Source organism: Pseudomonas sp. GW821-FHT02H06 (assembly GCF_059421525.1).
In genome coordinates this window covers 228,548-242,632 of sequence record NZ_JBWKVD010000002.1, presented here as the reverse complement: position 1 = coordinate 242,632, position 14,085 = coordinate 228,548, and the positions used below count along the sequence as shown (strand labels likewise).

Here is a 14,085-nt window from a genome sequence, read left to right as displayed (position 1 = left end):
GACCTTGTTGCTCAACGCCTGGACGGTCGACGCGTCCGCTTTGCCGGCGACAGTGTTCTGCAGGCCTGTGATGGCTGTGCCTTGGCTGCTGATGCTGTTTTCGGCGGTTGTTACGCGGCTCGACAGGCTGCTGACAACTGACGAGTCAGCCTTGCCGGTCAGAGACGTTTGCAGGCCGCTGATCTGAGTGGCCTGCGAGGTGTTCACGCCCTCGATGCTGGTGATCTTGGTTTCCGCGGTGTTGACGCGCGCGGCGAGGCCGTTCGCGGTCTGCACTGCCTGGCCAACGTTCAGCCAATAGGCGGTGTTCGGCGGCGGCGTGTTGATCGGAACGGCTTTGATGGCCTGATAGATGATCCCATCATCGCCAAGCGTGCCTTGCCCGGAGGTATATGTCTCGGCCGGCTTGTACGGCATCGAATCGGCCAGGTCCCCAATCTGGTCGATCTGCTCCTGCAGCTCGTTTTTGACATCGGAGACTGTGTTGTTCACATCGGTGATTCGCTGGCCCAGGCCATCAGTAGCCTGTTGAAGCTCATCGCGAACCTGATCCACTCGCTCGTTGACGGAGCCCGGCCCTTCACCGCCAATCTTGCCGATCTCCGACAGCAGCTCTTTGCCAAGCTCGCTTTCCGTGATCTTGCCGGTGAGGTAATCGAGGATGTCGCCGGCATCAGCGCTGGCCTGACCGTTGACGACAGTGCCGTCACCCGGGAACCACGGACCGATGTTGCCGGAGCGATCGACCAATCGCGCCCAGAAGAAAAACGACTGCCCCGCACGCAGCCCTTGCATCGTGTAGTCGGATTGCGGATACGCCAGATCGGCCAGCTTGATCGCGCCGTCCAGTTTCGGCGTGGCGCTGTACCAGATCTCGGTGCGCTGAGTGTCTTCCGCACCTGGTGGGAAGGTCCATTTCAGGCCGATACCAAAGATCAGGCTTTCGGTCGTCAGCGACGTTACCGCCGGCGGCAAGCCTTCCTTGCCGTTCAACTGCGTCAGCTGCGAGCTACGCCAGATCGACGAAATATCATAAGCGCTGACGGCGCGGACACGCGCCAGATAGGCGCCCGAGTAGATGCCAGTGATGTCGACGCTGGTGGTGCCAGTGCGCTGCACCCTGATCCAGTTGCCGTTGTCCTTGCGCCACTCCACGTCATACGCGACCGCGCCACTCACGGCCGGCCAGGTGATTGTCATCGTGTTGATGGCGATACCCTGGTCTATCGCGGAGTGCGACGTCAGGGTGACGCTCGCCGGCGCCGGAACTACTGTGATCGGGATGACGCTGATCGGGCGTTCTTCCAGGCGCGCGCCAGTGTCGATGTAAGCGAACTTCCCCGGCTCGTATTGCAGGGCAGAGATTTCGTAGTCGCCCTCGGCGGTGCGCCGGGTGCTCAACACACGGAACAGCGGGATAGCCAGGTCGTCGGCGTCGAGCGCCCACTGAAGCTGCGCGTCAGGCGCTTGGCTGTACGGAGTGGTGACAGTGATAGCCCGACCTTTCACAGATTGGACGGTGCGCCCCTCGGCTTGGCCGCTGGGCAAGTTGATGATTAAGCGATCGCCAGCCTTGGCCAAGGTGTCACGGTCCAGCGTAACCACGCGGCCAGCGGCAGCAGATATACGGCCGCCGACCTCACGCCCCGCCAACAGCGAATCTGCGATCGGGATAATGTAGCCAGGCAGTGGGATAGCGCCTTCCATCCCGGTCTTGAACGTGACAGTCCGGTCTTGGCTGTTGCTCATCACCACCCATTTGCCACGACGCTGAGCTTCGGATGCGCGCGTGCAGCCGATGGCGCTGATCTCGACCGGCTTGTCACCAAACCTGCGTTGCAGGACGGGATCGGCATATGCAGTAACGTCGGTATCGTAGTTGTTCGCCGGGTTGTCGTAGCTCACGATAGCGCGCGTGTACCGGGTTTTCGCCGAAGCGCTGCCGTAGTTCAGTTCACCGTTGATGACGTTGGCCCGGGTGAACACGTAGTCAAAATCTTGCGCGCGCGGCATGTCGGCCTGCATGACCAATTGGCCTTGGGCCCAGTAGGTCATGCCTCGATAAATGGCAGAAATATCGCGCAGGAGCGTCCATGCATCGGGCTTGCTCTGCAGGTTCATGTCGCAGAGAAAGCGTGGCTCCTGCCCGCCGGCGCCGTTGCTCACCAACTGGTCGCAATACTGCGCGATCCGGTAGAGCTCCCACTTGTCCACCATGAACGGTTTGATGCGTTTGCCCAGCCCGAAGCGGTCAACAGTGCAGATCCCGTAGGTCACCCAAGCGGGGTTGTTCGTCCAGGCCTGCTTGAAAGAGCCATCCCAAACGCCGCTATAGGTACGCGCGGCTGGGTCGTAGTTGCTTGGTACCTGCCATTTACGGGCTTTGCATTTGACGGTGACGGCTGGAATGTTGCTGAACTGCTCGGCATCGAACTCAATGAACAACAGCGCGGTGTTCGGATAACGGAGCTTTTCGTCAATCACCTCGGTCAGCCCGGCCACGATCATCGTGTCGGCGATGCGGTTAGTGTTCTGGTTCGGGGTCAGGCGGCGGACACGGATCTGCCAGCCGGAGGTCGCTGCAGGCAGGTCGATACGGCGAGAGCGCTCATAACGAGTCGTAGTCTTGCCATCCACGGCCTCCGTCAGCACTTGTTGGTAAGCGCCGCCGTCAGTGGCCAGATCCACTGCGTACTCGATCCTATAGCCACCGACATTCCCCTCATCGTCCTGCCGCTGAAGCGCAGGCCATGCGAGGCGAACACGCACAGCCGATAGCTGGACGTTTGTGATCGAACGGATCCATGCGCTGTCCGCACGCAGCTCGACGTTGATGCCGGTCTCGTTCTCGACCGATGGAATGCCCGGGATGTAATCCTGCTCTACGCTGCCGGACCGCCACTCCCACTTCACGTTAGGAAAGTTGACGTTGCCGCTCGAATCGCTGATCGGCGTGTTGTCCAGATAGATGTCAGCGGCCGTGGGCACGCCGTCAAACTCACCCTCACCCACCGCGATCAGGATTTTTGCCAAGTTCGTGGAGCGCAGGCTGTCCGTTGCCTCAGTTGGCGTCTTAGGAGTGCTGCTGCCACCTTTGGCGCCACGGATGTCGATTTGCTCAGCTGCGCCCATGCTTTTCTCCAGGCATAAAAAAAACCGCCAATCGGCGGCCAGGTGTTTCAGTTCAAGATCAGGTTTTGTCTTCAGCAAGAATCGACGCAGAGATTATCGCCCCACCCCACCGGCGATCGCCGATGCAGATAGGAACCGGGTTTCCGCTTGCCGTGGTGTTCTTGGCGCTGCCGAAGGCGTAGGACGGCAGATTTTCTGGGGATGCACTCTGCTTTAGGCCGGAGGCCTGTGGGCTGAGCATTTGAATCACGCCGCCAGCTGCTAACGCGACACCCGGGGCGACAAGAGACATACTCGCCCCACCGGTAAACCCGGACAGCGCATATCCGGCGATAATGAGGACCACGCCGATGATTGTTTGCAAGGCACCCGCGCGCTTACCGCCCTTGATTACCGGCAGGATTCGCAAGGTTCTCGTACCACCCAGATCAAAGTCGCCTGCACCGACGTTTTTGCCATTACGAAACACCGCGAACTCCATGCCCAGCCTTTGTAGACGAGCGATCTCTTCCGCAAAGCCTTGGACGGTAGCCTTCAGCGCCCGGAAAACTTCCCAAGTGCTGCCCGTATCAAGCTGAAAGGGCATGCTGCGAAAGAACTTTCGACCAAGAATACTTCCAAGTTCGATAGTGGTTTTCGGGGTGTACTGAATAGCGAGAGCTGACATTTCTGTTTCCTATGAAAAAGCCGCCCGGAGGCGGCTTGGTTGTTTATCTACAGTGATGTAGGCCTCAAATCCAGCCCATTGGTATCGCCGGATATCCGAAACTTTTGGGTTTCACCAGGCCTGATCTCAGCGGCAGTTTCTTTGATCGGCTGACCGATTTTCAGCGCGCATATCCCGCCACCTTCAGCGTCACCGGACAATCCAACGATGTGGCGACCTGGAGCAATCTGGAGTCGGACGACCTCGCCAGTACCAACCCGTGCAGCGACACGACCATCAACCAAAACAGCGATGTAACATCCTCCTCCGGCAGTCCAACCATTATCACGAGTCACTACCAGTGTGCCGCCATCCTTCACCGATGACTGATATCCGAGAACTCGGCTCGACGGAACTGGCTTCGCATCCCTGGATGAAACGGGCGTAGTTCCACACCCCGCCAGCAGGGCAACTGCCAGCGCCCCAATCAACATTCGCATGATGATCCCTCATATTGAAAGGGCCGAGGGTATCACCGCGCATCGCGATGGCGAAGTATCAGCCGTGTGCGGTCATGCCATGGCCCGCCGAAAATGATGATCTCGGACGGCCTGCCATAGAGGTGATGGAGCAGGAACGGACCGGCGCCGTGAACGGCAGTCGTTTCACCCCGCAGCTTCGGATCTGCGCCGAGGTAGATCCCAGCATGGTTAGGATGCTTGGTACGCCCTACTTCCATCACAATCATGTCGCCGCGCTGCGGAGTGCTGACACGTTCAAACCCGGCCGCCTCGTAGGCTTGCTCGTAGAGGCTCGGGCCCTCGGCCTGCTCCCACCAACCGTCCTCACGCTTGAAAGATTCGAATTCCAACCCCCACTCACGCTTGTACCAGTCAGCGCAGATCTGCCAGCAATCCCAGGCGCCATGCACGAACGGCCGGCCCAGCAGCGGCGTATTGCCGGTGGGAACGATCGTTCGCAGATCTCCCTCAGGCCAGCTGAGGATGTGCCATGGCAATTCCGTTGCCTCGCACATCGCCAGATCACGCGCAGATGGCCTGCTCGTGGCGTCCGGATGCGAATGGACGATGCCAATTACTTCGCCCAGGTCTTCGGCGGCGGCGTAATCCTCCGGCGCAATCCGAAACTCATCATTCGGGTCGGCGGCCGTGTTTTTGCACGGGATGTACTGCTGCTTTCGGCCGATGCTGATTAGCAGGCCGCAGCACTCGCGAGGGTATTGCGCGACAGCGTGCGCCTGAACCGCCTTGAGAATGTGTTTCAGCATGGTCAGCTCCTGGCGATCAGGGAAACGGCGGGGAACCCGCCAAACGGTAAGGAATTGCCCTCACCGAATCGAGGCACACAGCCACGCCCCAGCGTCGCGTCGCACTCGTCCTTCTCTGGGTCGTCGGTGAGGTTTCCGTCCCGGTCCCGGTACGGCCCCGTGTAGTTGCAATTGGGCCCACGGTAACCGCCGGTGAGGCACCAGTGGCACAGCGTCGTCATCTGCCGGCCGATGGATTCGCCGCCAACGTCACCCGGGCTCGCGAGCTCCCACGACACGCTCGAACCGTTTTCGGATGTTTTTTGGTCCAGATACCAGACCTCAATGCTTTCCTGCGTAGAGTCCGCATTGGGGTTGCCGCTCGGGAAGTTCTGCGCATCGAGGTACGTGCCCAGCGTGTGACGCATGGTCAGCTTGAAATCCAGCAAGTCTTCGAAGGCAAGGCACAGCGCGGTGATCCGCCCGTTTACGTTGCCTACAGATAATGTGGGCCGCACCGCCGTGCCATCGCCATTGGCCTCGATGCCATCGATCTGCATCGGCCAGGCACCGTACTCCTCCCCCTGCCACCAGATTGCCTTTGCCGGCAGCTGATCGGCGTCCGCGCCGGCGACCAGCAGCTCGGCGGCCGTGTACGGGATGGCATGACCGTGAAACCGCAACACATCCGCCCCGAAATCGCTCCCATCCAGTTCGAACAGCAGCACTTCACTGCCAGGCTCGAGCACCTGGATATCTTTGATCAGCGGCATGTGAATCCTATGGCATGAATGACTGGGTAAATGTGGTGGTCAGGGTGTAGAACCCCGCGCCCTTGGCACTTACGGCAGGTGCCGCAGCGCGCCAGAAGCTGAGCTCGCCAAGTGGTGGCGTCCAAAGGAACGACTTGAAATTGCCGTGACGGTCGAGGAAAGCTTTGATGTCCAGCGCGGTGGCTTTACCGACCACAAAGGTGAGCGACCAACTGTCGACGCGGTTGTTGATCCCGTCGCCCACGACCTGCTCATACCCGTCGCCGAATTTTGATGAACGGGTTCGATATTCCGGAGCGCTAGTGGCATCGATCTTCGGGCACCAGGTGAATGTATCAACGGCCATTTATGACTCTCCAGATTGCTCCACCGGGCCGAAGCTCTTCGGCGATGGCTTGCTGAGCACCTCGCTTGGCGGTGTCCGCGTAGGCTTGGCCAACCGCCTGCATATCCTGCGTGGCACCGCCGCCGCTGGAATCGGGGACAGCGATCGTTTGCTGGATCAGAACCTGAGTGGACGACGCGGAACCGCCCCCGCCGATCGCCTTGACGCCCAACGAGCCGTCGGAGGTGCGCGACAGGGGCAGAATCGCTTCCGGGCCGGCCTCGCCCATCAGCCCTACATTCCCGCCAGCCATCCCGAACGTAGTCGGGGATGAAACCAGCCCGTTCGTGAACGCACCGCCCTTGGCGAACATCTGGATTCCATCAGCCCATGCGCCACCTTTGGCTTGAGTACTTGCCCAGCTTGAGAAAGCGGCGCCCGTGTAATCCGACTGGGAAGACCCTGCCGTAGCGCCGCCGGCGAATAATCCGCCGACCGCAGAAACACCGGCGGCTAGTAGGCCGCTGGCAGCCTGTCGGGCAGCGATGCGGGCCATGTCAGCCAGCACCGACTTGGTGAAGTCAGCGAACGAGAGCTTGCCTGTCAGGGCGAAATTCGTGACTGCATCCTCCATCGAGCTGAAGGCACTGGTGAACAAGGTCTGAGTCTGTCCGGAAATGTCCTGTGCGCTGTCCAGGTAATTCGCCAAGGCGGCAGATGCTCCGCTGATCCAATCCGCCTGCGCCGCATCCAGCCCCTTGTAATAGTCCTGCTGGATCGCGAGGCGCTTGGCCAGTGCGTCTTTGAGTTGCCCGGTTTGCTTGGTGAAAGTTTCCTGGCTGATATCGCCGGTGTTCAATTGCTTCTGCAGATCCGCCATCTGCTGGTTGTAATCCTCCTGGATGGCCAGGTCCTGCTTCAGGCGATCGCGCGCCTTGTCACCCAAGCCAACGTCAGCGATCTCCTGATCAAAGCCGGATTTGGCGGTCTGGTTGGCGGCGTTCAGCGTGGCCGCGAAGGCTGCTGCCTTTGCCTCGTCCTCGTTCGCCTGCTTGAGCTGTTTCTTCACATCCAGCTCAGAAGCAAGCCCAAGCAGTCGTTTCTGCTGCTGGGCATTGATGCCGACCAGCTTCCCGGATTCGATCTCGAACTGCAGCTTCGAAACCTCGGTGGCATTTTTCCTTGCATCCACCGATGTGTTTATCAGCTCGATCTGTCGCTGCAGATCCGTTTCGGAATCTGCGAACGAGTCCTGAATCTTCTTCGCGGCCGCAGCTGCATCAGAAGCGGCTTTCTTCGCAGCCGCGGCGGCGGCCGCAATCGCTGCCGGGTCCACGCCCGAACCAGTGCCGGGCGTGATGGAAGGAGTCGTCTTGGCGAGTTCAGCGGCCGCCTTCTTGGCATTGGCCACGTACTCCTTGAACTGATCCCCAACCAGCGGCCGGTCAAGGTTTTCGTGAATCTTACCGGCAGCCTGCGCAGCCACTCCGAACTGAATCTGGGCGCTGTTGGCAAAGTCAGCAGCGTTCTGCTTGAACTCCTTCGATGTATCACCGAACGTGAGCACTGAAAGCGCAGTGTTGGCCTGCGCCGCCAAATTGTCGGTGTGCCCTACGGCCGTGGCGAACATGCCGACCAGCGTGTTCGCGATCACGTCAAACACGCGAACCACGCCATCCCCGGCGTTAGCGATTAACGCAGTGGACTCGACCAGCTTCTCGCCGAGGTCTCCTACAACGCCCTTCAACCCGCCAGCCTCTTTCGCCGATGAGTTCAGGTCCTTGGCAAACTGAGCAATGACCGGAAGAAATTCAGCGGCAAGCATGGTCTTTGCAGAGGTCAGATACTGCTCAAGCCCTTGAATCTCGATCCCGAATTGTTTCGCCGCCGCGATGGTGCCTTCGTCCATGACGCCGCCGGCGGCCTCGGCAGAGGCTCCCAATTCGTCGAACGCCTTGCCGCCGTTGCGCAGCAGTGGCACGAGCGCAGTGGAGTCGCTGGCGATCGCTTCCATGTAGAACGTCATTTCCTGCTGGCTGACGTTCGCTTTCTCCAGACTCGTGACGTACAGGGCCAGCGCGTCCTTGCTGTTGAGCTTTTTGAAGCTGTCAGCCGTCAGGCCAACTTTAGGTGCGATGTTGGTGAAAAAGTCCTTCAGAGCACCGCCGCCCGTATTCGCAAAATCCCCGAGCTTGTCGTTGGTGTCTTTGAAAATATCGGCCAGCTTGTCCTGCTCGATGCCCACGCTCTGAGCGCCAGCGGCGTACTTCTGAAACTCCGTCGTGCCCAGGCCGGCCATCGCCGCTTGGTTTGAGATTTCCTTCGCCACGCTTGCGGAATGGATGACAAGGGCGGTGAGCGCCGCAGGTATGGTGCCGACCGCGGCACCCACGCCCTTTGCCAAACTGTCGAATGACTTGGAGATCTCCGCGGTCCGCTTTTTCGCGTCCTGACTCGCTTTGTCTAGCGGGCCAGTGAATGCACCGATTTTCGCAATCAGATCAAGCGTGAGCGTACCCAGTGAATTACTGGCCATTCATAATCTCCGGGAGTGTTACACCCATGCCTCCATCGCTTCCTCAAGACTGACCTCGCGCGCACGCTCATGCGGCAAGAAGTCGGCAAGCTTGAAGCCGCCATCTCTGGATATCCGATTCGCGTAGATAGTGGTCAAGAGTGCAACGCTGCGCTCGATCCTGGCCCCCACGTTCAGAGAGCCGCGTTCCCGCCGGTACTTTGCCCAGCGGTTGTATTCACGAAGGCTTAGGCGCTCTTGGGCTTCCGCAATCGTGCAGCCGAACGTGGTCGCGAGTTCGTGCCAGAGCTCTTCTCCGTCAGTGAGGGCTTCGTCTTTCCCAGGTTGTTCACCTCGAAGATGGCGGCGAGCAGCGCTACGGTGAGACGGCCGTCAAGGGCGCCGCGCTGGGGGTCGGCCGTCCCGGTGATATCGCCAACGGTGAACACGGCATTGCCGTTCTCATCGCAGACGCTGGCAGCGATTCGTCCTGCCAGGCTGTCGTGCTTGCCGTTCAGCGCCGTAACATCGCTGACCGCCGCCTGGTAGCCCAGCGGACGGATGAACACTGTTGCGGTGAACTCGTCATCGCCCTGCGACCACTTGATTTCTTTTTCGACCGGGCGGCCAGTGAAAGCGCCGACCGATTTGAGGCTTTCCAGAGTGAGTTTCATGGGTTCGCCTTATGTCGTTTTGCGAATCCAGGCGGAGCCGCCGGAACGCTGAATGGTTGCCGCGGTGCTCACGACGGTGTTTCCTGCGAAGTCGAACGGGAAGTCGGAGACGTACCCGCTGAAGGTGAACCAGGTGCGATCTTCAGGAAGTTCGAAATCGTCACCGGCGGCATTCAGCGTCGGTGCAGACTTCCCGTCGGACCAGCCAACCGCCCACGGGATGGTCGTATCGCCGTTCGCTTCGGAAAGCTGGTGAAGCCGGATGTGACTTGCGTTGTTGGGGTCAGCGTTGATAGTCAGCGAGGCCTGCCCAGGCGTGCGCAAACCCTTCTTGTAGCTGCGCTCCTGGTCTTCCAGGCAAGTGTCTTCAATCTGGTCAGCCGGAGCCCCACCTGGACTGAACGCCGTGGCGCATTCGATAGCGAGCACGGTCTTAGGACCGGTACCGGACAATGGCGGCACCAGCGCGTAAATCTGGGTTCCTTGGGACAGAATCGACATGGTGATCTCCAAATGTCGGGCACAAAAAAGCCCGCGCGTGGCGGGCCGGTTCTGGGTATTCGGTTATCGCTGGACGATCCAGTCGACGTCGAAGCTGTAGCGGTAGAGCATTGTCTCGGCATCTCGGGTCTCGCCGTTGTAACTCGTCACCCGCGCAGCCAGTTCGATGGCGTACTCAATGGCCTGACCAGCAGCCCGAGCACCTGTGGCAGTTGATGCGTAGACGTCGACCTGCAGGTTGTAAGCCTCCACATCGGGGCGCCCAGCCAGATAGTTTTCGGGGCTGCCGTTGATGACTTGCCACACACAATAGGTACCGGCGGGTTTATCCGGCGCCATACCGAAAAGATAAAGCCTGACCGGGTTTTCCCCGATCAAGGCCGTTACTGCAGGATCCGCAGCGGCAACTTGGAAAATTGGTGGGTATTTCATTTGCCTGCCTTCGTCGCGCGCCGGATCGCCCGGTCAATGGCCTTCTCGTATTCGGTGATGAACGCGTTCGTGGCTTGGCTGATGTTATCGGCCAGGGCCTTACGCATGAATGGGTCTGCCGCCATTTTGGCAGTCCCGAACTCGAAGAACCGCCAGTGCGGTGTCGGCCCGGCCGCCCCCTCGTCGGGGTTGCCCTTCTTGGCGATTTTCGCACCGTGAAGAACGCCAACGCGGAAGCCGAGATCGCCGGATGCCTTGAACAGCCGGCCATTCCAGCGAAGCGCGATGTTCTTTGCGATCGAGCGGCCCGTAGCCGCATCGTCGAGCTTCTGCGCTCCTTCCTTCGCCTTGTCGGCAACGACCTGAGCGGCCTTGCGCAGCGCCGCACGACCGCCCTTGCGTTTCACGTCGTACGACACGGCTTCCAGCTTGGCGACAAGCGAATCTATGCCGGTCAGGCTGAACTGCACCGTATCAGCCATCGCTCACGCCCTCGCTGCATGGAAGCGTCAAGTAATCGAGGCCGCTGTCCATGTCGGCAAGCACACCCTGAATGTTGTAGACCTTACCTCGGTAAAGAACTCGCATGGTCGACGTGATGCCCGGGCGGTAACGAATCACGATGCGCGCCGCCACCTCCGACTGACCTGCCGCTGCGGCGATGAACTCGCGCGCCGACAGCGGCTCAATAGCGGCCCATACCTTGCCGACTTCAACCCATGACGGGGTAACCTCCCCGGTCACTGGATCTTGTGAGTACTCGGCGCGCTGGAGCATCACATGGTGGCGAAGCTTTCCTGCGCGCATCAGATCCCCCAGCCGATTCTGTACGGCGTCAGCAGTGATCGGGAGCCCATTGGCAATTCACTGAATGCGGCACCGCTGGCCGCATCTTCCCGGTTGGCATAGAGCGAACCCAGGATCAGCAGACACGCCGCGCGGATTGATGCATTCATGAGTACTGGGTCAAGGCCGGCCGACCCTTCGAGCACAGCAGCCCCCAGCGAATCCAGGTCCGGATAGAACCGCCGATTCATGAACTGGGCGGCACTGTCCTCGGCGGCGGTCAGCAGCAGCTCGACGTACTCGCGGTCATCCTCGTCCGCCCGCAAATGTTGCATCGCTTGATCGGTCGGGATGGCGTTCATGTCAGACCTTCGGCTTTTTGTCGGTGGCCAGGCCAGCTGCGACCAACGACACCGCGTCATGCTTCGGCGACTTGTAGCCTTTACCTCCGGCACGGCGGATCTCTTTTCCGTCCAGGTAGCTGCGCAACGGGTAAATCATGATCTCGTTGCCGTCCTCAGCAGCGCCATTCGCCTGCAACTGGTCACCGGTTGCTGCAGCAGCGTCGAGGGCAATCGTCGAGCCGGCTGCTGCGGCACCTGAGGCCGGTTGACCAGCCTGCACGGCGTTGCCGATGCCATTGGCCGGATCAGTGGGCTGGAGCGGACCAGTCCCTGCGCTTACCACGGAAGCGCTATCTGCTACCGCGGTCCCACCTTGTACGCCGGGCACAACGGCCGTGGCGGTGGTGCTTTCTGCTGGGGTCGGTTGACCAGACGGGGCAGAAGTCGTATTCGCGGCTGTAGCAGCCCCCTTGGTCGCATCGCTCGCGCTTGCACGTGCCATGTTCGTTTCTCCTGAATCAGTGAGGCCGCCCGCGGGCGGCGCTCTGTGGGAAGGGTTAAGCCGCTGGGGTCAGAGGACCGGTCACGAAGGCTTCCGGGCGGTACACAGAGAAGGCCAAGCGCTCTTCAGCGCGGATGGTCACCATGTTTTTCTCGAAGTCGTCGGCGTTCTCAGTCGACACCAGCACCTCGATACCCATCCGATCGAAGATCTGCGCCGCCAGGCTGAAGGCGCCCACCAAGAACTGGTCCTGAACAATGGCCTGGGTTTCAACGACCGGCAGGTTCCACAAGCGCGCCGCGGTGCCTTCTTGCGGCTTGCCGATGATGTAGCGACCTTCACCGTCCTTGAGCAGCTCGATGGCCGCCCAGTCGATCGGGTTCAGCACGATGCCGGTGGACGGGAACTCGGCCAGCTGCGCCTGCAGCAGCGCCAGACGAATGCGGTCGATACGCTGAATCGCCTGCACCTGGATGCCAGCAGGCGCTGCGTAAATCTGGGCCTGGGGGATGATGCCTTTCACGTTGTTACCGGTGCCGTTGCCGTACAGCAGCTGGGCCTCTTCGGCCATCAGCAGGCCGTAGCGAGCCCGGGCGTCGATGTAGCTCTGCAGCGCAGAGGCGTCGTCCAAGATCTGGCGGCTGCCTTTGAACAGGTGTGCGATGGTTCGCACGTTGGCGTTCTGCAGCTCGAATTTCAGGTCGCTGTAGGGCTTTGCCAGACCCTCGCCGACGATTGCGGCGTTATTCGTGAAGCCGGTTTCACGCACGTACTCGATAGCGTTGCTGTCGGTGGTGCCAGGCGCAACAAGATCGCGAATGGTCAAGCGGCGCTGAGGCGCGAGAACGATGCCGACGCGCTCGGTCTGCACCAGAGCGCCGCCGGAGGTCGGCACGGAGGTGATTGCGGCTCGTGGTACGGTCACACGGCGGGAGCCGCGGAAAGAGCTGTTGACGCCCTCTTCGGTCATTTTCGCAGCGACGAGCTGACCGGCAGACTGCTGAACTTCCGGGTCATGACGCTTGTTCGCATTGACCAGCTTTTGCTCAGCATCCTGCATGCGCGCCTGAAGCTCGCCCTGCTTCAGCAGCAGCTCGTCCACCTTGCCACGTGTGTCAGCCTGCATTTCACCGGAGGCTTTGATTTCCTTCTCGGTGCGCTCGGCATAGGTCTTGATCTGGTCGCCGACGGCCTTCAGGTCGGCTTGGGTTTGCTTTTGGGAAGCTTCAATTGCAGAAAGATCTACAGCCATAATTTTGTCCTTTCAGAAATGAAAAAACCGCCTCTAGGGCGGTTATCAAATGGGTTGCAGCGCCAGTCGATCAGCAGGCGGGGATGAGCCCCCGAAGTGCCGACGCCTGATTTGCGGTTTCTTCAAACGCGGATACATCAAGGGCAGCGCTAGGCTTGCCCGGCACGACAGCGCGAAGCGTGTCGCCGCCAGCAGCGCTAGACGTGCTGGTCTTGATTTCTGAAATGAGCTTGCGGCGCTCGCTGCGCGGCATGCCTGATTTGGCGAGCGCAGCGTCGAGCTTGCGGGCCGAGTGGGCCTGATTAGCTTCTTCGCTGGGGGCTTGTTCCACTTCGGATGCCGCGATCAGGCCGGTGGCGAAACCCTTATCGACGGCGTTCGAGCCGTTCATGTAGGTCTCCGCGTTGAGCATCTTCTCCACCGCGGACTCGTCCTGGCCGCTGGTGTCTGCGTACAGGCTGATCATCGCGCGGTCGAACTCTTCCATCGTGTCCGCAAGCTCGCGGATGGCGTGGCGGTTCCCGGCGAAGTAGGTCCAGCAGTTATGAATCATGAGGAACGCCGTCTTGGCGACTTCGCGTTTGGCGCCAGCCATCGCAATGACCGACGCGGCCGAAGCGGCCAAGCCCAGGACCTTGACCGTCACCTCTTGGGAGTGCTCAAGCAGACGGTTGTAGATCGCGATCCCCTCGAACATGTCACCGCCAGGCGAGTTGATATAGACGGTGACCGGTTTGTCGCCGATGGAGCGCAGTGCAGCGTCGACGCGCTTGAGCGTAACGCCATCACCGTACCAGTCTTCGCCGATGATCCCGTACATGGTGATCGTATCGGTGCCGGCTTCCAGCGCGGCGCGCAGATCGGGATTCCACAAATCAAGCGCGCGCGGGCTCAGCTCACAGTTGAAACTGCGAGCGTTTACATTCAGTGGCATGG

15 protein-coding genes and 1 pseudogene are annotated in these 14,085 nt (G+C 60.4%); all 16 read right to left on the bottom strand.

Annotated elements, in window-relative coordinates; genetic code table 11:
* Nucleotides 1-243: 243 nt before the first annotated feature.
* Nucleotides 244-3,132: pseudogene (locus AC07VF_RS04310) on the bottom strand (TipJ family phage tail tip protein); the annotation flags it as partial.
* A 58-nt stretch (nt 3,133-3,190) separates the two neighbouring features.
* A complete protein-coding gene (locus AC07VF_RS04305; RefSeq protein ID WP_495008186.1) occupies nt 3,191-3,799 on the bottom strand; it encodes a tail assembly protein in 609 nt (202 codons plus the stop codon).
* A gap of 511 nt (nt 3,800-4,310) precedes the next feature.
* Complete coding sequence (locus AC07VF_RS04300; RefSeq protein ID WP_495008185.1) at nt 4,311-5,066, bottom strand: C40 family peptidase; 756 nt, start codon at nt 5,064-5,066, stop codon at nt 4,311-4,313.
* A gap of 2 nt (nt 5,067-5,068) precedes the next feature.
* Entirely contained in the window at nt 5,069-5,818 is a 750-nt protein-coding gene (locus AC07VF_RS04295) for a phage minor tail protein L (RefSeq protein WP_495008184.1), read from the bottom strand.
* Between the two features lie 7 nt (nt 5,819-5,825).
* Nucleotides 5,826-6,164, bottom strand: coding sequence for a phage tail protein (locus tag AC07VF_RS04290; RefSeq protein WP_495008183.1), 339 nt, complete (start codon nt 6,162-6,164; stop codon nt 5,826-5,828).
* Entirely contained in the window at nt 6,154-8,679 is a 2,526-nt protein-coding gene (locus AC07VF_RS04285) for a phage tail tape measure protein (RefSeq protein WP_495008182.1), read from the bottom strand. Before AC07VF_RS04285 ends, AC07VF_RS04290 begins: the two co-directional genes overlap by 11 nt.
* An 18-nt stretch (nt 8,680-8,697) precedes the next feature.
* The gene (locus tag AC07VF_RS04280) at nt 8,698-8,931 is read right to left on the bottom strand and encodes a phage tail assembly protein T (protein ID WP_495008274.1); all 234 of its coding nucleotides are present in this window, start codon (nt 8,929-8,931) and stop codon (nt 8,698-8,700) included.
* Entirely contained in the window at nt 8,907-9,332 is a 426-nt protein-coding gene (locus AC07VF_RS04275; RefSeq protein ID WP_495008181.1) for a phage tail assembly chaperone family protein, TAC, read from the bottom strand. Before AC07VF_RS04275 ends, AC07VF_RS04280 begins: the two co-directional genes overlap by 25 nt.
* A 9-nt stretch (nt 9,333-9,341) precedes the next feature.
* Nucleotides 9,342-9,833, bottom strand: a complete 492-nt coding sequence (locus tag AC07VF_RS04270) for a phage tail tube protein (RefSeq protein WP_192131208.1) — start codon at nt 9,831-9,833, stop codon at nt 9,342-9,344.
* Nucleotides 9,834-9,896: 63 nt separating this feature from the next.
* Nucleotides 9,897-10,265, bottom strand: coding sequence for a DUF3168 domain-containing protein (locus AC07VF_RS04265; RefSeq protein WP_495008180.1), 369 nt, complete (start codon nt 10,263-10,265; stop codon nt 9,897-9,899).
* On the bottom strand, nt 10,262-10,747 hold the full coding sequence (locus AC07VF_RS04260) for an HK97-gp10 family putative phage morphogenesis protein (protein ID WP_495008179.1): 486 nt from the start codon (nt 10,745-10,747) through the stop codon (nt 10,262-10,264). The genes AC07VF_RS04265 and AC07VF_RS04260 overlap by 4 nt, the downstream gene beginning before the upstream one ends.
* On the bottom strand, nt 10,740-11,072 hold the full coding sequence (locus tag AC07VF_RS04255; protein ID WP_369304785.1) for a phage head closure protein: 333 nt from the start codon (nt 11,070-11,072) through the stop codon (nt 10,740-10,742). Before AC07VF_RS04255 ends, AC07VF_RS04260 begins: the two co-directional genes overlap by 8 nt.
* Nucleotides 11,072-11,413 carry a head-tail connector protein gene (locus AC07VF_RS04250; protein ID WP_495008178.1) on the bottom strand — a complete coding sequence of 114 codons (342 nt, stop codon included), beginning with the start codon at nt 11,411-11,413 and terminating at the stop codon, nt 11,072-11,074. The genes AC07VF_RS04255 and AC07VF_RS04250 overlap by 1 nt, the downstream gene beginning before the upstream one ends.
* Nucleotide 11,414: 1 nt before the next feature.
* Complete coding sequence (locus AC07VF_RS04245) at nt 11,415-11,897, bottom strand: hypothetical protein (RefSeq protein ID WP_495008177.1); 483 nt, start codon at nt 11,895-11,897, stop codon at nt 11,415-11,417.
* A 55-nt stretch (nt 11,898-11,952) separates the two neighbouring features.
* A complete protein-coding gene (locus tag AC07VF_RS04240) occupies nt 11,953-13,149 on the bottom strand; it encodes a phage major capsid protein (protein ID WP_495008176.1) in 1,197 nt (398 codons plus the stop codon).
* 70 nt (nt 13,150-13,219) lie between these two features.
* The gene (locus AC07VF_RS04235; protein ID WP_495008175.1) at nt 13,220-14,083 is read right to left on the bottom strand and encodes a head maturation protease, ClpP-related; all 864 of its coding nucleotides are present in this window, start codon (nt 14,081-14,083) and stop codon (nt 13,220-13,222) included.
* Nucleotides 14,084-14,085 lie beyond the last annotated feature (2 nt).

Excerpts from the sequence above, each read along its gene's own strand:
- AC07VF_RS04305 (WP_495008186.1), bottom strand. The coding sequence starts at position 3,799 with ATGTCAGCTCTCGCTATTCAGTACACCCCGAAAACCACTATCGAACTT.
- AC07VF_RS04300 (WP_495008185.1), bottom strand. The coding sequence starts at position 5,066 with ATGCTGAAACACATTCTCAAGGCGGTTCAGGCGCACGCTGTCGCGCAA.
- AC07VF_RS04295 (WP_495008184.1), bottom strand. The coding sequence starts at position 5,818 with ATGCCGCTGATCAAAGATATCCAGGTGCTCGAGCCTGGCAGTGAAGTG.
- AC07VF_RS04290 (WP_495008183.1), bottom strand. The coding sequence starts at position 6,164 with ATGGCCGTTGATACATTCACCTGGTGCCCGAAGATCGATGCCACTAGC.
- AC07VF_RS04285 (WP_495008182.1), bottom strand. The coding sequence starts at position 8,679 with ATGGCCAGTAATTCACTGGGTACGCTCACGCTTGATCTGATTGCGAAA.
- AC07VF_RS04275 (WP_495008181.1), bottom strand. The coding sequence starts at position 9,332 with ATGAAACTCACTCTGGAAAGCCTCAAATCGGTCGGCGCTTTCACTGGC.
- AC07VF_RS04270 (WP_192131208.1), bottom strand. The coding sequence starts at position 9,833 with ATGTCGATTCTGTCCCAAGGAACCCAGATTTACGCGCTGGTGCCGCCA.
- AC07VF_RS04265 (WP_495008180.1), bottom strand. The coding sequence starts at position 10,265 with ATGAAATACCCACCAATTTTCCAAGTTGCCGCTGCGGATCCTGCAGTA.
- AC07VF_RS04260 (WP_495008179.1), bottom strand. The coding sequence starts at position 10,747 with ATGGCTGATACGGTGCAGTTCAGCCTGACCGGCATAGATTCGCTTGTC.
- AC07VF_RS04255 (WP_369304785.1), bottom strand. The coding sequence starts at position 11,072 with ATGCGCGCAGGAAAGCTTCGCCACCATGTGATGCTCCAGCGCGCCGAG.
- AC07VF_RS04250 (WP_495008178.1), bottom strand. The coding sequence starts at position 11,413 with ATGAACGCCATCCCGACCGATCAAGCGATGCAACATTTGCGGGCGGAC.
- AC07VF_RS04245 (WP_495008177.1), bottom strand. The coding sequence starts at position 11,897 with ATGGCACGTGCAAGCGCGAGCGATGCGACCAAGGGGGCTGCTACAGCC.
- AC07VF_RS04240 (WP_495008176.1), bottom strand. The coding sequence starts at position 13,149 with ATGGCTGTAGATCTTTCTGCAATTGAAGCTTCCCAAAAGCAAACCCAA.
- AC07VF_RS04235 (WP_495008175.1), bottom strand. The coding sequence starts at position 14,083 with ATGCCACTGAATGTAAACGCTCGCAGTTTCAACTGTGAGCTGAGCCCG.